The organism is Novosphingobium mississippiense, assembly GCF_044029535.1.
Lineage (GTDB): Bacteria > Pseudomonadota > Alphaproteobacteria > Sphingomonadales > Sphingomonadaceae > Novosphingobium.
The window spans coordinates 274,171-290,860 of the sequence record NZ_CP147001.1 but is presented as its reverse complement, the minus strand read 5'-3'; the positions used below and the strand labels follow the sequence as shown (position 1 = coordinate 290,860).

Genomic DNA, 16,690 nt, shown 5'->3' with positions numbered 1-16,690 from the left:
AGCAGGGCACTGTCTGACACAGGATCGGTAGCCACGGGCACACTCCTGAACGGGCCGACCGCCGGACAGGAAATCGCCCAGCAGCAGCGGTTTACGTCATCGTCAGGATGCTTCGCGGCGGAAGCATCCCCATCCCTTCCCGTCTTCCTTCCCCCATGGCTAGCACAGCGTTGCAGAGCGGCAAGAGCCATTGTGCGCTGCCGCAAAAAATTCGCCAGCCCGCCCGGCCGATGCTATAGCGGCACGCTCCGCCAGCCTTCGCGAAAGGTGCGCATGACCCTCGACCACACCCTCGTCGATACCCACCATCCAGAACCGGCCGAGGCGGCTGACGCCCAACCCGCCCTGCCGTGGTGGCAAGGCGCGGCGATCTACCAGATCTATCCGCGCAGCTTTCAGGACAGCGATGGAGACGGCGTGGGCGATCTGGCCGGGATCACCCGCCGGCTGGACTATGTGGCGGCGCTGGGCGTCGATGCGATCTGGATATCGCCCTTCTTCACCTCCCCCATGCGCGATTTCGGTTATGACGTGGCCGATTATTGCGGGATCGATCCGGTGTTCGGCACGATGGCGGACTTCGACGCGCTGGTCGCCCGCGCGCACGAACTGGGGCTGAAAGTGCTGATCGATCAGGTCTACGCCCATACCTCCGACCTTCACGCGTGGTTCGCGCAAAGCCGCCAGAGCCGGGACAATACGCAGGCCGACTGGTACGTCTGGCAGGATCCGAACGAAGACGGCACCCCGCCCAACAACTGGCAATCGGTGTTCGGTGGCCCGGCCTGGACCTGGGACGCGCGGCGGCGGCAGTATTACATGCACACGTTCCTGAAGGAGCAGCCGCAGTTGAACATGCACAATCCGGCAGTGCAGGACGCGATCATGGACGTCGCGCGGTTCTGGCTGGAGCGCGGGGTGGATGGCTTCCGGCTGGACGCGCTGAACCACGCGATGCACGATCCCGAATTGCGCAACAATCCGCCGGCACCGCAAGACGGCCGGGTACGGTCGCGCCCCTTCGACTATCAGTTGAAGACCTATAGCCAGTCGCACCCCGGCATGGTCGCGGTGGTCGAAAAGCTGCGCGCGGTCTGCGATGGCTTTCCCGGCATCCACACCGTGGCCGAGATCGGCGGCGATCATCCGCAGGCCGATCGGCGCGCCTATACGGCGGGCGACCACCGGCTGAACAGCGCCTATGGCTTCGACTTTCTCTATGCCCCCGCGCTCACCGCGCGGTTCGTGGCCGAGACGCTGGCGCGCTGGGAACTGGCGCCGGAGGAGACCGGCGGTTGGCCCAGTTGGGCGTTCGAGAACCACGATGCCCCGCGCGCCGTCTCCCGCTGGTGCGCGCCGGAACATCGCCCCGCTTTCGCCCGCGTGAAGATGGCGCTGCTGATGGCGCTGCGCGGCAACGTGATCGTCTACCAGGGCGAGGAACTGGGGCTGGTGCAGGACGATATCGCCTACGAACAGCTTCAGGACCCGGAAGCCATCGCCAACTGGCCGCTCACCCTCTCGCGCGACGGCGTGCGCACCCCCTTCCCGTGGGATGCCGTGCCGCTAGGCGGCTTCACCACCGGCACGCCGTGGCTGCCGATGTCGGACGAGAACCTGGCGCGTGCGGCCGGCGCGCAGGAGGCGGACACCACCTCGCTGCTGCACTTCACCCGCCACCTGCTTTCGCTCCGCAAGGCGATCCCGGCGCTGCATCACGGCAGCCTGATCGATTGCACGGCGGAGGGTTCACTACTCACTTTCGAGCGCGACGCCGGCACCGCGCGCGTGCGCTGCCTGTTCAACCTCTCCCCAGACCCCATCGACCTTGACGAGCCTGCCGAGGGCATGGTGATCCTGTCCGTGAACGGTGCCGATCACGAACAACTGCCGGGCCATGGGGCGCTGTGGCTGGGGGTTTGACCGCCAAACAAGAGCCATTTCGACGAGCGCTTCGCCGGCGAACTCCGAAAAACGCCTTGATCCGTCACGCTTGAATGTCGCCACCGCCGCGTTAGGCTGATGGTCATGCGCACGTTCCCTCCGTTCGCCCCGGCCCATGCGCGGTCCGGATTATTGCCCTCATGACCGGCGAAACGCCTCCGGCCGCAAAGCAGGACGTCGCCACGTCGCTGCGCTGGCGTCTGCTACGCGCGCGGCTCCATCGCCTGCGCACCCGCTTCATCCATATCCTGCTGCTGCCCGAACTGACGCCCGATCAGGCCTTCGACTTGCGCCAGACGGTGCGCAAGGAGGGCGAACTGACCAACGGCTATGTCCTGATGTGCACGCTGGCGGCGGGGATCGCCATTCTGGGCCTGCTGCAATCCTCCACCGCCGTGGTGATCGGGGCCATGCTGGTCTCTCCGCTGATGAGCCCGATCGCCGCGCTGGGCATCGGCTTTGCCTCGCTGGACGGGCAACGCATTCGCGAAGCTGCGCGCGTGGTTGCGGTGGGCGCGGCCATCGGCATCCTCACCGGACTGCTGCTAACGCTGCTTTCACCGATCCGCGACGCGACGCCCGAAATCCTCTCGCGCACCAAGCCGACATTGCTGGACCTTGCCGTGGCGCTGTTTTCCGGAATCGCCGGGGGCTATGCGACCGTTACCGGCAAGGGCGGCACCGCCATCGGCGTGGCCATTGCCACCGCGCTGATGCCGCCGCTGACCGTCATCGGCTATGGCATCGCCGTGCTGCAGCCGATGTTCGCGCTGGGCGCGCTGCTGCTGTTCTTCACCAACCTTGCCGCCATCACCTTCAGCGTCGCACTGGTGACGCGGCTGTCCCGCGCGGCGCGGCCGCTGGGGAAAGTGGAATGGACGCCGCGCTACGTGGCCGCGCTGATCCTGGCCTTCCTTGTGCTGGCCACCCCGCTGTCGATGACGCTGATGCAGCTTTCGCAGGAGGGGCGCGTACGCATCGCCGCCCGTTCGGCCATCCTCGCCGCCTCCGGAGAGGGCTGCACGATCGCCCAGCTCGATGTGCAATCGGCGCTGTTCGGGGAGCCTTCGGTCAAGGCCCTGGTGGTGACGCCGGCCTATGCCGCCAATGCCCAGGCCAATGCGGAAACCCGGCTGCAACAGACGCTGGGCGAGCATGTCGGCATCACGCTCCAGCAAATACTGGCCGCCGATGTGCAGGCCCAGACACGCGCCATGGTCGATGCGGCGATGGAGCGCACCGCCGCCGGGATCACCGCCGATACGCCGCCGTACAACGCGATCCGCACCGCCATCGGCCTGCCGACCCGCAGCCTTTGGGCCGACCGGGCGCAGCGGCAGGTCTATCTGGAGCCGATCGCGCTGCCCGGCTGGTCGCTGGCCGATTATCGCGCCACCGAAGCGCGGGTCAGCGGCTCCACCCCGGGATGGACGGTAAGACTGGTGCCGCCCGCGCAACCGACCCTGGCGATATGGACCGGGGGTGACGACGCCAATGACGGCAATAACGGCAAGGACCGGCCGGCCGACGCCGTGCCGCCGGACCTTGCCGTGTGGGCACTGCAACGCTGGGGCATGGCGAAAGTCATGCTCTCGGGCCAGGATCCGCAGGCGGTGGCGCTGGTCACCCGCCAATTCACCGATGCGGGGATCGCCGCGCAGTACCAGTCGCCCGTTCCCGCGCCGCTCCCCCCATCGCGCGCCGAACCGGAAAGCCGCACCCCGCCACCGCTGGTCACCGCCACCGTCTATCCGGCCCGCCCTTCCCAACAGCCCTGACGCAGATTTAACCCGCCGCCGCCCCGGTCACCGGCCATTATCCTCTATAATACGGGAACATACGGATCCCCCCGCGAACGCCAGCACAGCCATGTTCACGTTATCGCGACAGGGGGCTTCTCCAAATCGCGGGTTCGGCATGGTTCTCAAGCGCATATCTCCATCGCAGGTGGAAATGGGGATGTTCATCCAGTCCTTTCACGGCAACTGGCTGCGCCACCCGTTCTGGCGCGCGCAGTTCCTGATCGAGGATCGCGAACGACTGGCCGCCGTGCGCAACAGCGAACTGGAAGCGGTGGTGATCGATACGGAGCGCGGCGGAGACCTTCCGACCATGGTCGCCGACACCGCGCCCGCGTTGCAGGCCGTGCCTACGCCCACCCAGCTGCGTGCCGCCGCGCAACGCCCGGCGCCGCAGCATCCCAGCCTGGTCCCGCCCGCGTTTCGCGGCCCGATCATCGCCAATGGCGCCTCCTTGCGGTCCGGCCCGATCCCGATCAGCCGCGAATTCGGCAATGCCCGGCTGGTGGCGGGCAAGGCGCGCAAGGCGGTGTCCAAGGTGTTCCTGGAAGCCCGGCTGGGCAAGGCCCCGCGGGTGGTGGAAGTGGCGCCGGTGGTGGACGACATCCACGCCTCGATCGAGCGCAATCCCTACGCCTTTTCCGGCCTGATGCGCTGCAAGAGCGACAGCGAACCGGTCTATCGCCACATGCTGGCGACCAGCGCGCTGATGGTCTCGCTGGCGCGGCAGATGCGCCTGTCCCCGGCGGAATCGCGGGTTGCCGGCATGGCCGGGCTGCTGCTGGACGTCGGCGTCAGCCGGCTGGACGTGGAGATCGCGGAGGAAGCCGGCGGTGTCGGCCGGCTCGACCCCAAGCTGTGGGATCGCCACACGTTCATCGGCCGCGACCTGCTGGAAGCGGCGGGCGACATGCCCGAGGACGTGCTGCGCGCCGTATCCCGCCATCATGAGGCGCTGGACGGTTCCGGCCGCCCGCTGGGGCTGAAGGAACAGGACATCGACCTGTTCTCACGCATGGCGGCGATTTGCGATTTCTACGATCTGGCCTGTTGCGGCGCGCTGACCGGCCATGTGCAGGACCCATCGGCCGTGCTCACCCAGTTGATCGACCAGCCGAACCGTTACGACGGGCAGATCGTCGCCCGCTTCGTGGAGGCCATGGGCGTCTATCCGATCGGCTCCTTCGTGCTGCTACGCTCCGGCCGGATCGCCATGGTGGTCGATCAGGATCCGGAAGAGCCCGAATTGCCGACCGTGCACGCCTTCTACTCGACCGAGACGGAGCGCCACATCAGCGGCCACACGATCCCGCTGGCGCATTGCTTCGGCGAAGATGCGATTGTCAGCGTGGCGCGGCTGGAAAGCTATGCCCTGCCCCCCGCCAGCAGCCTGCGCGAACGCATTGCCGGACAGATTTCGCGGATGGTTTGAGGCGGGCGGGATTGCGGGCTGCCTGGCGGAACTGTCGACCAAACAAGTCAGGCCCAGCTCAAACCTGACTCTCGAACCAAGCTCCGTCGCCCCCGCGAAGGTGGGAGCCCGCTTCCTTTCTCCCCGCCTCAAGAACAAGCGGGATCCCCGCCTTCGCGGGGATGACGAGGATGGGAACCGGTGGCGCCCCCCTGCTACCTTCACCCCGCCTGCTGGGTCCACTCCACGCGATAGAGGTCGAAGCGGCGGTCCTTCAGGTTCTGCACCGCGCCGGACTGGCGCGCGGTCAGCAGCGCATCCAGGCTGAGGTCGGCGATCGCGATCGTCTCCGTATTCGGCGCGGTGTCCGCCGCTACCCCGTCGCGCGCGAAGGGGAAGTCCGAAGGCGTCAGGATCGCGCTTTCGGCATAGTGCACGTCCATGTTCTCCACGTTCGGCAGGTTGCCCACCACGCCGGAAGTGACGACGTAGCACTGGTTCTCCACCGCGCGGGCCTGGCAGCAATAGCGCACGCGCAGGAAGCCGCGCCGTTCATCGGTGCAGAACGGCACGAACAGCATCAGCGCGCCCTGGTTGACGAGGTGGCGCGAAAGTTCCGGGAACTCGCTGTCGTAGCAGATCATCACGCCGATCGGCCCGCAGTCGGTGGGGATCACGTTGGCGCCGTAGCCGCCCTTGATGTTCCACCACTTCCGTTCGGACGGCGTGGGGTGCAGCTTCTGCGTCTCATGCACGGCACCGTCGCGCAGGAAGGTGTAGGCGATATTGCGGATCTCGCTCTTGCCGCCGCGAAGCTTCACGCGCGTGGGGTGCGAACCGCCGATCACGTTGATGTTGTAGCTGACCGCCATGCGCTGCATGAATTCCACGAAGCGCTCGGTATAGTCCGCGATCTTCTCGATCGCCTGCGCCGGTTCCAGCTTCGTCTCCTCGATCGAGAGCAGTTCCAGCGTGAACAGTTCGGGGAACACCACGAAGTCGCTCTCGTAATCGGAGGCGACGTCGATCCAGTATTCCACCTGTTCCTCGAACTGGTCGATCGTCTCGATCTTGCGCATCATGAACTGCACGGTGGCGACGCGCACACTGGAGGGCACGCGCTCCTTGAAACCGGGAATTGCCTTGCCGGTGTCACGCGGGGCCAGCGGGTTGGTCCAGTACATGATCACGGCGTTGCCGCCGCTTTCCTTGTCGTTCGGAATATAGTCCGGCAGGATTCCGCGCGGTTCGTAGCCCTCGTTCATCTGGAACTGGATCACGGTGTCGCGAATCTTCTTGTTCTTCACTGCCTCCAGATAGTCCGCCGGGTTCGGGTACTGGCGTTTGCGGCGCGAATAGCCGGGCATGCGGCCGGCGAAGGCGATGCCCTTCAGTTCGAAATACTGGCAGACTTCCTTGCGCTTGCGATAGAGGCGCTGGCCGATGCGCAGGCGGCGGTAATCGGGATCGACGCAGACCTCGAAGCCATAGAGCACATCGCCATCGTCGGCCGGCGGGCGGCCATAGCCGCCGTTGCTGATCTCTTCCCAGGTATGCGGACGGAATGCCTGATCGGCCGTGACGATCATCGTCGCGCAGTGGCCCACCACCTTGCCTTCGTATTCGGCAACGAACTGGCCCTCGGGGAAATTGATCACCTGCCCCCGGATCTCGGCACGGGTAAAGCCGTCCGCCTTGCCGTAGACCTTGGTGGAAAGCCGCGCGATCGCGGGCGCATCGGCCACGGTTGCGGGGCGGATGATGAGCTTGGCTTTGATCTGGTCCATAAGCGTTGCTTTACGCTTGGGACGGCCAGCGGTTCCAGCCCCGAAAACGACTCTTTTTTCGCCACTTGGCGGGATATTTCCGGCAGTTCGCCCGTTGTATGGGGTGAAAGGAAAGAGACTTGAGCGTCACCCTCATCGCCCTTGCCCTGTTCGGCTGCAGCGACGACGGCACTGCATGCCAGCGCCTTTCCACCCCCGTGCAGACCTACCAGACGCGCGAGGCTTGCGCCGCGCGGCTTGAGGATGCGCTGGGTTCGGAAGTCGCGCTGAATGCCGATGCGCCCACGGTCCAGGCCCAGTGCCTGACCACGCGCCAGCTGGCGGCGATGGGCAATCGCCCGGTCAATCTCACGAAAATCGCGGCAATACGCTGACTGGAACTTGGGAGAGAGGATCCAAGGCAAACGTCGCCCGACGCGGACTTCCGGGGAAACGGCCGACAAGGTCGTCTGGAGGGAAAGTTCGGGGATACGGGAGCGCCGGGTCTGGCCCGGCGCTCCTGTTTCATTTGGAGCAAGGGTGTCCTCCCCTGCAAGGGGAGGGGGACCGCCCGAAGGGTGGTGGAGGGGTGTCAGCCTCTCCATCGAGCGCCTCGCCGACAGCGAGATACCCCTCCGTCAGCGCTGCGCGCTGCCACCTCCCCTTGCAGGGGAGGATTTCTTTGGCCTCAACCCCGGCCGCGATAGCCGGGCACGCCCTGATCGGGCACCCACAGGCCTTCCGGCGCCGCACCGGACTGCCAGAACACGTCGATGGGAATGCCGCCGCGCGGATACCAGTAGCCGCCGATGCGCAGCCAGCGGGGCTTCATCTGGTCGAACAGGCGCTGGCCGATGCCGACGGTGACGTCCTCGTGAAAGCCGTTGTGGTTGCGGAACGAGCCAAGGAACAGCTTCAGGCTCTTCGATTCGACGATGGTCGCTTCCGGCGCATAGTCGATCACCAGATGCGCGAAATCGGGCTGGCCGGTGACCGGACAGAGCGAGGTGAATTCGGGCGCGGCAAAGCGCACCAGATAAAGGCTGCCCTGGCGCGGATTGGGAACGTAATCCAGCACGGCCGCTTCGGGCGAAGTCGGCAGCGGCACGTTCTGGCCGAGATGGAGCGGGGAATGGGAAGTATCGGTCATACCCGCCTTGATAAGTCCCCTATCCCCGTCCTTCAAGCTTTCCACGGCTTCAAGGGCGAAGGGGTTTCGGCTATGGTCGGTTTCAATTCGTCGTGCCGACGACCTATATTAAGACAAGGTTCAGCGCGTGCCCGCTTTCCGCGCTGAGGGATGATGCGGGGCGATATGACCAGAATACGAATTCTTTTTGCAACCACGGCGCTGGCAAGCGCGGCAATTGGCGCGGGCATGGCGGTGCCGGCGCTGGCGCAGGAAACCTGGAGCCTGCAACCGGGCGCGGATGCCACGCAGGCACCGCGCGCACCCGGGCCGGTGGACGCGCAGAACCCCGTCGTCGCGCGGCCCAGCAGCGCGCCGGACGATGCGCCCAGCCCGCAAGTCACCCTGCCTGCCGCGCCGCCGCCTACGGTGAAGGCCCCAAGCGCGCCGGCTCCGGCGAAAGCACCGGCACCGAAAGCGCCCCCACAGGCGCAGGCACCGGCCGCAACCGCGCCCGCCGCGCGTCCTTCGGCAGCGCCGGTCCAGGCCGCCCCGCGCGCCGTGGAAACGCCGGCGGCAACGCCATCCGCTGCCGCGCCGCAGCCGGCTCCGCCTGCCGTCCCGCAGCCCACCACTTCGCAGGCCCCTTCGCCTGCGGTGGAACCCGGTACGGCCCCTGCCGCCAGCACGCCGACGACGCCCGCCGCCACGGCCAGCCATTGGCCCGAATGGTGGCTGGCGATCCCGGTCGCGCTGCTGCTGGCGGCGCTGGGCGTGTTCGCCCTGCTCCGCCGTCGCGCCGCGCCGGCAACGGCATGGGAAGAGGCCGGTCTGGAGCCGGAAGCCGAGGAAGAAGAAACTCCCGAAACCGTGCAGCCGGTGGCTCCGCCTGCAGCCCCCACCGTTGCCGCTCCCGCCGTTGCGACCGTGCCGATGACTCCCGCTGCGCCCGCAACACCCCTACGGGCCCCGGTCACTCCGCTCCCGCCGAAGCCGCTTGTCTCGTCGATCGTCAGTCCGCGTCCTGCGCCGGTCGCGGTGGAGCGTGCGGAAGTGGTCTTCGAACCGGTGCTGATGCGCCAGTCGCTGGTCTATGCCACGCTGGTCTATCGCATGACGCTGACCGCACCGGCAGAGGGCCTGGCCGAAGGGGCGGTGATCGCCGCGGACATGATCTCCGCTCACGCCTCGCTCTCGCAGGCCGAACAGCTGGCGCCCGATCCCACATCGGTGCCGCCGCGCCACCGCTTCGAACCGCTCGCCCCCGGCGAGACGCGCGAGGTGAAGGGAGAGATTCAGCTTCCGCTCAACGCGATCCGTCCGGTGCGGCAGGGCAACGCCATGCTGTTCGTGCCCCTGCTGCGCCTGTTTCTGGCGCTGCCCGACGGTTCGATCGAGCGCCGCGTGTTCTCGCTGGGCCTGCCGGGCGACGGTGCCGGGCTTGCCCCGGTCCGCATCGACACCGGCCCGCGCGACCACGCACCGATCCAGGCGCGCGAGATCGACGGCGCCCGTTCCTACAGCGGCCCACACGTTCCCCAGGCGGCGGAGTAACGCAGGCACTCGACCGGCAATCGCCGCACGACTAGGGTCCGCTACGCAGAGTCGGTTTGAAAATCCGCCCCAGGCGGATTTGCGGCACCGGCCCACTCCCCCACCCGACCTCCCATCAGGATACACTCGTGGGAGGTCGGGTGGGGGAGTGGGCCGGTGCATTTTTCAAACGGATTCCCAAATCCGGAGATTCCCTTGAGCGATTTCGAAAATATCGACGACCTGTCCCCCGCCACCAAGCTGGTCGCCGGGGGGCGGCGCAAGGACTGGACCGGCGCGGTCGTCAACCCGCCGGTCTGGCGCGCAAGCACGCATCTTTACGAAAACACTGCCGCGCTGGCCGAAGGGCCGCGCCATAACGAGGATGGCCGCTTCTTCTACGGCCGCCGCGGCGCGCCGACGCAGTGGGCGCTCTGCGATGCCCTCACCCAGCTGGAACCCGGCGCGGCGGGCACGGTGATCTATCCGTCCGGCGTGGCCGCCATCGTCGGCGTCATGCTGACACTGCTGCGCCCCGGCGACGAGCTGCTGATCACCGACAACGCTTATGACCCGACGCGATCGATGGGCCTTGGCCTGCTGACCGACTTCGGCGTGACCACCAGGTTCTTCGATCCGCTCAACCTTCCGGCCTATGAAGCGCTGTTCACCGAAAAGACCCGCGCGGTGATGCTGGAAGTGCCGGGCAGCCTGTCGATGGAAGTCTGCGACGTGCCGGCGCTGACCCGGATCGCCCGCGAAAAGGGCGCGATCTCGGTGCTGGACAATACCTGGGCCAGCCCGCTGGGTTTCCAGGGTCTGACCAAGGGCGCGGACGTGGTGGTGATGGCGCTGACCAAGCATGTCGGCGGCCATTCGGACCTGATGATGGGCTCTGCCAGCGCCGGGGCGGAACTCTACGAAAAGCTGCGCAATCGCGCGCAGCAACTGGGCAACATCGTCTCGCCCGACGATGCCGCGCTGGCGCTGCGCGGGATGCGCACGCTGGGTGTTCGCCTGAAGCAGGGGACCGAGACGGCGCTGAAGATCGCCACCTATTTGCAGGACCGGCCGGAAGTCGCCCAGGTGCTCTGCCCGATGCTGCCCGGCGCGCCGGGGCATGACCTGTGGCTGCGCGATTTCACCGGCGGCAGCGGGTTGATGAGCGTGGTGTTCAAGGACGTGTCGATGGCCCAGCGCAATCGCTTCGTCGATACGCTGAAGCTGTTCGGAATCGGCTATTCGTGGGGCGGCTTTGAAAGCCTCTGCATCCCGATCGCGCCGGCCGGCTATCGCTCGATCATGCCCTGGCCGCCCGAAGCGCCGAACCCGGAAGATCGCCACGGCGTGCGCTTCTCGATCGGCCTGGAAGACGCCGGCGACCTGATCGCGGATATCGAACAGGCGCTGGAGGCGATGAAGGCAGCTTGAAGTCGGTTGGAAGAGGTCACGCCGCCACGCGGCGTGGCTTTTCCATTTCCAGGCGGTTGCGGCCCTTGGCCTTGGCCGAGAACAGCGCGAGTTCCGCACGCTCAATCGTGCTGTCCAGACTTTCCGCGATCTGGGCGACACTGCCGCTGGCGGTGATCGCCATGCGGCTTTCGCCCACGGTCTGGCGAAGGTCCGCCAGCGTCGCCACCACGCGGCTGCAGATCGCCTGCGCCTGCGAGGGGCTGGTGCGCGGCAGCAGCACGGCAAACCGCTCCGACCCGATGCGCGAGATCAGATCGTCGCTCCGCAGCATCTCCCGCAGCAGATCCGCGAAAACGCGCAGCACGTCGTCACCGGTATGCTGGCCGTACTTCATGTTGATGGTACGGAAGAAATCGATCGAGAACATCGCCAGGCAACCGTCCATCTCCGCCTCGACCATGTGCTCCAGCATCGAGATGAAGGCGGCGCGATTGGTCAGCCGGGTCAACGGATCGGTGTAGGTCGCGGCGAAAAGCTGGTCCTTCAGCACGCGCTTTTCGTCGATGCTGCGCATCACCGCCAGCGCGCCGTAAACCGCCCCCTGTTCATCGCGCAGCGCACGCGCCTGCAGTTCGAACCAGGTATCACGCTCATCGGTCGAGACCGCGGGGAATTCGACCCAGCGCCCCTTCTCCTGGCCCGCAAGCGCGGCCTGCAACTCGCCAGCAACGGCGGCGCGGGCGCTTTCGGCTACAAGGTCGAGCAGGCGCGGCGCCGCCGCGATCCGCACGCCCAGCCGCTCTATCGCCGGCGAGGCATGAACGATCACACCCTCAAGATTGGTCTTGAGGATGATGTCCGACGTCGTCTCCGCAAGAAGACCGTAAAGCGTGCAAGATTCGCGGAATGTGAATTCCATTCCCATGCTCAGTATGCCCCGGTGCCGATGGATCGCAAGACGATCCCTAGGAACAAGCGGCCACTCGAAGCCTGTCCGTTAGCAGACGCGCACCCAGGTTAATGAGTAAGCGACACCTGCAACGAAACACACCCAAAGCGACCCAAACAATAATTCAAGCGCAAAGAAAGTTAGCCCTGTTACCTAACCTACTTTGTCTTAAGTAATTGTTATTCCTGTATTTACCATTGGATAACCGAGTCGCAAAGGCGATTCTGGAAAAACCGCCGCCGCTGCCTCCGCACTCCACATCAGCAACCCGAATAGGGTTACAGTTCGATCATGATCTTGATCTTGTCCGGCGTGGTTTCGACCGCCGACGCGATCTGTTCGCGGCAGCGCGCGATCAGTTCGGGCAGACCGGCAACCGTGCGGCCCGGACGAAGTTCGGTGGTCGCCACGCCCAGTTCGCGGGCGATCGCTTCCAGCCGGTCCTCGATCGGACGGGCGCGGCCCTGCTCCCAGGCCCAGACGGTCGGCTTGCTGACGCCCAGACGGGATGCCAGTTCGCCCTGCGTCAGTCCGCGCTCCTTGCGCAGCCGGTGCAGGCGTTCACCCAGGCTTTCGCCGCCGATCGCCGCCGGGGCGTTGCCACCCGCATGCGTTTCCGCAGCACTCTGCCCGGCTTTCGGAAGATCGATACCCGGCTGGGCCACGCCGCGCAGTTGCGCCGCGCTCAGCGCTGCCTTGGGCAGCATCCGGTCGAACGCGCAGCCGTAAAGATTGCCGCTGGACCAGACCACCCGCGCGGGCGTCAGGCCCGCCTCCGGCAAGTCCAGTTCGATCGTTTCATCGATCGTCAGCAGCGCCACGCTTTCAAGCAGCAGCCCGGATTCGGAAAAATTGTGAACCAATACGGGCATTTCCGTACCGCCTGCGTTCGATCCCTGCGTCTCGAACATCAGTTTGCGGCGCGGTGCGCGTACACGGTCGCTGCCATAGGTGACAGCTTCGGGGTTAACTTCGAAATGTGCCTCAATGGGCATTGCGCGATCTCCAGGAGGCGTAAAAGTCCCCTCCTTGGGTTAAGATTTGGTTAGCGCATTCGTTAGTCGTCATCCAAACGCGGCAACCACTTACCCCACCCATCTACCTGCGATCGCAGCTTTAGCACCCACAATTCACTTGTAGACAGAACAGATAAGCAGGAACAGCGCCTTGCGACCACTTGCACGACACTTGCGCCAGATTAATTGACATCAATTGACAATTACTTCGCGACACTCATTCTGCTTTATTATTAATACATATCCACCATAACCCGAAATTGCACATTTCCATCAATGACTTAACCCGAAGATGGCTCAAAATATCCGCTGATTTCAAACCGATAGACCGAACTTTCGGCCCAATATCGGCCGAGAGCGCCATCTAGTCAGCTAAAACACCCTTTTTTCCTTTATGGGAAATTCGGCAAGCCCGCGCGCATTTCCTGCCAAATTTGCGACGACCTGAGCGGCCGTGTGGAAAAATGCTCCGTGGCATTTTCGGGACGACGCCAGCCCGCCACCGCCCCGAAGACGATTTTCAGACGGGCCCCTAAAGTCGCTCTTGCCCCCTGCAAAGCCATTCTGGCTGGTATCCCCGGTCGTGCGGTACCATGTGCGCCACCATGCAACCGAATCCCGCCTCTATCGGCCGAGTCTTTCTGGTCGGCGCCGGCCCCGGCGATCCGGACCTGCTCACCCTGCGCGCCGCGCGGCTGGTGATGAACGCCGCGCTGATCGTGCACGACGGGCTGGTCGATCCGGCGATCCTGTCGATGGCGCGCCCTTCCGCGCGGCTGATCTCGGTGGCCAAGGCCCGTTCGCGCCACACCATGAAGCAGGAAGAGATCAACGCCCTCCTCGTGCGTGAGGCGTTGTCCGGTAACGACGTCGTGCGCCTGAAAGGCGGCGACCCCTTCGTGTTCGGCCGCGGCGGCGAAGAGGCAAAGGCCTGCCATGCCGCCGGTGTTCCGGTGGAAGTGGTGCCCGGCATCTCGTCCGCATTGGGGGCCGCCGCCGCCGCGCAGATCCCGCTGACGCACCGCGACCATGCCTCGATCGTCAGCTTCGTGGCCGGCCAGTGCAAGGGCCTGACCGATCAGGACTGGTCCGGCCTTGCCGGCAAGGGCCGCACCCTGGTGATCTTCATGGGCCTTGCGACCGCCGCCCAGATCACCGAAAAGCTGATTGCGGACGGCCTGACGCCCGACGTTCCCGTCGCGGTTATCGAAAAGGCCACGCGCAGCGACATGCGCGTATTGCGCGCGTCGCTTGCCGGCCTTGCAGACCTTGTTGAGCGGGAACGGGTGGCCAGCCCCGCGCTCATCGTCATCGGCGCTGTCACCGCGCAGCCCGATACCATCGTAAGCGCAACAGCGCTGGAGGCAGTACAACAGTGAAGATCCTGACGGGGAACGACCTCAAGACCGGGGCGGTCATCTGGTGGACCGGCGTAAGCTGGTCGCTGGATGTCAACGATTCCGCCGACGTGGGCGAGCATGGCGCCGCCCTTGCCGCGCGTGAGGAGGGGGCTCGCAACGTCGTCGGCGCCTATGTCGTCGATGGCGCGAAGACCGAAGAAGGCGTCCGCCCGGCCCACATCAAGGAGCGTATTCGCGCCCTTGGCCCGACGGTCCGCCTCGACCTGACGCTGAAGCCGTCCGACCCCGCAGCCGCAGACTGGGTGATCTGATGTACAAGTACGACGAATACGACCAGCAGATGGTCGACACGCGCGTCGCGGAATTCCGTGACCAGGTCCGCCGCCGCCTTGCCGGCGACCTGACCGAGGACCAGTTCAAGCCGCTGCGCCTGCAGAACGGCCTCTACCTCCAGCTTCACGCCTACATGCTGCGCGTCGCGGTGCCCTATGGCACGCTGAATTCCGCGCAGATGACGCTGCTGGGTGATATCGCGGACAAGTACGACCGCGGCTACGGCCACTTCACCACCCGCCAGAACATCCAGTACAACTGGATCAAGCTGGAAGACACGCCCGACATCCTGGCCGAACTGGCCAAGGTGGAGATGCATGCCATCCAGACCAGCGGCAACTGCATCCGCAATATCTCTTCCGACCAGTTCGCCGGTGCGGCTGCGGAAGAGATCGTCGATCCGCGCCCCTATGCGGAACTGCTGCGCCAGTGGTCCAGCTTCCACCCGGAATTCCTGGTGCTGCCGCGCAAGTTCAAGATCGCCGTCATCGCGTCCGAGACGGACCGCGCGGCGATGCGCCTGCACGACATCGGCATCAAGATGGTGAAGAATGACGCCGGCGAGATCGGCGCCCAGTTCTACGCCGGTGGCGGCATGGGCCGCACCCCGATGATCGCCCCGCTGATCCGCGACTTCGTGCCGCTGGACCAGCTGATCACCTATTCGGAAGCGTGCCTGCGCGTCTACAACCGCTATGGCCGCCGCGACAACAAGTACAAGGCGCGCATCAAGATCCTCGTCCACGAACTGGGCCGCGACGAATACGTCCGCCAGGTGGAGGAAGAATTCGCGCACCTGCTGACCCAGCCGATCGAGCCGCCGCTGGCCGAGCTGGAGCGGATCAAGGCCCACTTCGTCGATCCCGGCTTCGAAGCCGGCGTTTCGGACGATCTGGACCTGACCGATCCCGACTTCCGCCTCTGGGTGGAGCGCAACACGCATGCCCACAAGCAGGCGGGCTACGTGATCGCCACGGTTTCGCTGAAGCCCGTGGGCGGCATTCCCGGTGATGCCACCGCCGACCAGATCCGCCTGATGGCGCAACTGGCCAAGGACTACAGCTTCGACGAACTGCGCGTCACCCACGCCCAGAACATCGTCTTCCCGCACGTGAAGAAGGCCGACCTCTACACCGTGTGGCAGGCGCTGGACGAAGCGGGCCTTGCTACTGCGAATCTCGACACCGTGGGCGACATCATCGCCTGCCCGGGTCTGGACTATTGCGCGCTGGCCAATGCCCGCTCGATCCCGGTGGCGCAGAAGATCTCCGAACGCTTCGGCAGCGCCGAACGTCAGGCGGAGATCGGCGAGTTGAAGCTGAAGATCTCCGGCTGCATCAACGCCTGCGGCCACCACCACGCGGGCCACATCGGCATCCTCGGCGTCGACAAGAAGGGCCTGGAAAACTACCAGCTCCTGCTCGGCGGCAGCGAGGGTGCGGACACCTCGCTCGGCCAGATCACCGGCCCCGGCTTCACCGAGGACGGCGTGGTCGATGCCATCGAAAAGGCCACCGAAGTCTATCTCGCCAACAAGCAGGGCGAGGAACGCTTCCTCGACACCTATCGCCGTATCGGCATGGCCCCGTTCAAGGAAGCGATCTATGGTTGAAGTGCAGTTCCGCTTTCGTGAGGACGAAGCGGTGAACGACCCGGCGGTGACCGTCGATTCGTTCGGTGATCAGACCAATGCCACCGCCGTCCGCATCGAACCGGGTGACGACGCGCGCGAACTGCTGCCGCATCTCGATCGCCTGTCGCTGGTGGAAGTCAGCTTCCCGGCGTGGACCGACGGGCGCGGCTACTCGTCCGCCCGCCTGCTTCGCGAAGCCGGCTACCAGGGCGAGATGCGCGCGGTGGGCGATCTGGTGATCGACATGCTCTCGCACCTGCGCCGCTGTGGTTTCGACGCTTTCGCGCCGGACCATGCCCTCAACGAACAGGACGCGCAGACCGCGTTCGACCGTTGGGAAAACGTCTACCAGGCGACCGCTGTCGATGGCCGCCAGGCGATCTGGGCCAAGCGCCACGGCTGA

General features: G+C 65.6%; 14 protein-coding genes. 10 read left to right on the top strand and 4 right to left on the bottom strand.

Features of this window, described 5'->3' with window-relative positions; translation table 11 throughout:
- Positions 1-273: 273 nt before the first annotated feature.
- The 3 genes from WBP06_RS01355 (at position 274) to WBP06_RS01345 (ending at position 5,175) form a co-directional block, all read left to right on the top strand.
- Positions 274-1,923 carry an alpha-amylase family glycosyl hydrolase gene (locus tag WBP06_RS01355; protein WP_395331098.1) on the top strand — a complete coding sequence of 550 codons (1,650 nt, stop codon included), beginning with the start codon at positions 274-276 and terminating at the stop codon, positions 1,921-1,923.
- Positions 1,924-2,084: 161 nt separating this feature from the next.
- Complete coding sequence (locus tag WBP06_RS01350; RefSeq protein ID WP_395331096.1) at positions 2,085-3,722, top strand: DUF389 domain-containing protein; 1,638 nt, start codon at positions 2,085-2,087, stop codon at positions 3,720-3,722.
- A 91-nt stretch (positions 3,723-3,813) separates the two neighbouring features.
- A complete protein-coding gene (locus WBP06_RS01345; RefSeq protein ID WP_395331094.1) occupies positions 3,814-5,175 on the top strand; it encodes an HD-GYP domain-containing protein in 1,362 nt (453 codons plus the stop codon).
- 200 nt (positions 5,176-5,375) lie between these two features.
- Here the strand turns inward: WBP06_RS01345 and WBP06_RS01340 are convergent, their stop codons facing one another.
- A complete protein-coding gene (locus WBP06_RS01340; RefSeq protein WP_395331092.1) occupies positions 5,376-6,941 on the bottom strand; it encodes a GNAT family N-acetyltransferase in 1,566 nt (521 codons plus the stop codon).
- A gap of 119 nt (positions 6,942-7,060) precedes the next feature.
- Between WBP06_RS01340 and WBP06_RS01335 the strand changes: the two genes are divergently transcribed.
- Positions 7,061-7,315, top strand: a complete 255-nt coding sequence (locus WBP06_RS01335; RefSeq protein WP_395331090.1) for a hypothetical protein — start codon at positions 7,061-7,063, stop codon at positions 7,313-7,315.
- Between the two features lie 293 nt (positions 7,316-7,608).
- On the opposite strand, the gene queF is transcribed toward WBP06_RS01335, so the two are convergent.
- A complete protein-coding gene (gene queF / locus WBP06_RS01330) occupies positions 7,609-8,070 on the bottom strand; it encodes a preQ(1) synthase (RefSeq protein ID WP_395331088.1) in 462 nt (153 codons plus the stop codon).
- A 165-nt stretch (positions 8,071-8,235) separates the two neighbouring features.
- Here queF and WBP06_RS01325 point away from each other — a divergent pair, with 165 nt between their 5' ends.
- Positions 8,236-9,603: a hypothetical protein gene (locus WBP06_RS01325; RefSeq protein ID WP_395331086.1), complete on the top strand. Its 1,368-nt coding sequence runs from the start codon at positions 8,236-8,238 to the stop codon at positions 9,601-9,603.
- A gap of 189 nt (positions 9,604-9,792) precedes the next feature.
- Positions 9,793-11,013, top strand: coding sequence for a cystathionine beta-lyase (gene metC / locus WBP06_RS01320; RefSeq protein ID WP_395333980.1), 1,221 nt, complete (start codon positions 9,793-9,795; stop codon positions 11,011-11,013).
- Between the two features lie 16 nt (positions 11,014-11,029).
- On the opposite strand, the gene WBP06_RS01315 is transcribed toward metC, so the two are convergent.
- Positions 11,030-11,914 carry a GGDEF domain-containing protein gene (locus WBP06_RS01315; RefSeq protein ID WP_395331084.1) on the bottom strand — a complete coding sequence of 295 codons (885 nt, stop codon included), beginning with the start codon at positions 11,912-11,914 and terminating at the stop codon, positions 11,030-11,032.
- Positions 11,915-12,222: 308 nt separating this feature from the next.
- Positions 12,223-12,939, bottom strand: a complete 717-nt coding sequence (locus tag WBP06_RS01310) for a helix-turn-helix domain-containing protein (protein WP_395331082.1) — start codon at positions 12,937-12,939, stop codon at positions 12,223-12,225.
- Positions 12,940-13,565: 626 nt separating this feature from the next.
- Here WBP06_RS01310 and cobA point away from each other — a divergent pair.
- From cobA to WBP06_RS01290, 4 genes are read left to right on the top strand one after another with little or no spacing between them, the layout of a single operon-like run.
- Entirely contained in the window at positions 13,566-14,339 is a 774-nt protein-coding gene (cobA, locus tag WBP06_RS01305) for a uroporphyrinogen-III C-methyltransferase (protein ID WP_395331080.1), read from the top strand.
- On the top strand, positions 14,336-14,632 hold the full coding sequence (locus tag WBP06_RS01300; protein ID WP_395331077.1) for a DUF2849 domain-containing protein: 297 nt from the start codon (positions 14,336-14,338) through the stop codon (positions 14,630-14,632). Before cobA ends, WBP06_RS01300 begins: the two co-directional genes overlap by 4 nt.
- Positions 14,632-16,266: a nitrite/sulfite reductase gene (locus WBP06_RS01295; protein WP_395331075.1), complete on the top strand. Its 1,635-nt coding sequence runs from the start codon at positions 14,632-14,634 to the stop codon at positions 16,264-16,266. The genes WBP06_RS01300 and WBP06_RS01295 overlap by 1 nt, the downstream gene beginning before the upstream one ends.
- Positions 16,259-16,690 (top strand): DUF934 domain-containing protein, encoded by a 432-nt coding sequence (locus tag WBP06_RS01290; RefSeq protein WP_395331073.1) that lies wholly within the window; start codon positions 16,259-16,261, stop codon positions 16,688-16,690. The genes WBP06_RS01295 and WBP06_RS01290 overlap by 8 nt, the downstream gene beginning before the upstream one ends.

Coding starts and splice junctions, on each gene's coding strand:
- WBP06_RS01290 (WP_395331073.1), top strand. CDS start 16,259: ATGGTTGAAGTGCAGTTCCGCTTTCGTGAGGACGAAGCGGTGAACGAC.
- queF (WP_395331088.1), bottom strand. CDS start 8,070: ATGACCGATACTTCCCATTCCCCGCTCCATCTCGGCCAGAACGTGCCG.
- WBP06_RS01295 (WP_395331075.1), top strand. CDS start 14,632: ATGTACAAGTACGACGAATACGACCAGCAGATGGTCGACACGCGCGTC.
- WBP06_RS01350 (WP_395331096.1), top strand. CDS start 2,085: ATGACCGGCGAAACGCCTCCGGCCGCAAAGCAGGACGTCGCCACGTCG.
- WBP06_RS01345 (WP_395331094.1), top strand. CDS start 3,814: ATGTTCACGTTATCGCGACAGGGGGCTTCTCCAAATCGCGGGTTCGGC.
- WBP06_RS01325 (WP_395331086.1), top strand. CDS start 8,236: ATGACCAGAATACGAATTCTTTTTGCAACCACGGCGCTGGCAAGCGCG.
- WBP06_RS01340 (WP_395331092.1), bottom strand. CDS start 6,941: ATGGACCAGATCAAAGCCAAGCTCATCATCCGCCCCGCAACCGTGGCC.
- WBP06_RS01315 (WP_395331084.1), bottom strand. CDS start 11,914: ATGGAATTCACATTCCGCGAATCTTGCACGCTTTACGGTCTTCTTGCG.
- cobA (WP_395331080.1), top strand. CDS start 13,566: ATGCAACCGAATCCCGCCTCTATCGGCCGAGTCTTTCTGGTCGGCGCC.
- WBP06_RS01310 (WP_395331082.1), bottom strand. CDS start 12,939: ATGCCCATTGAGGCACATTTCGAAGTTAACCCCGAAGCTGTCACCTAT.
- WBP06_RS01355 (WP_395331098.1), top strand. CDS start 274: ATGACCCTCGACCACACCCTCGTCGATACCCACCATCCAGAACCGGCC.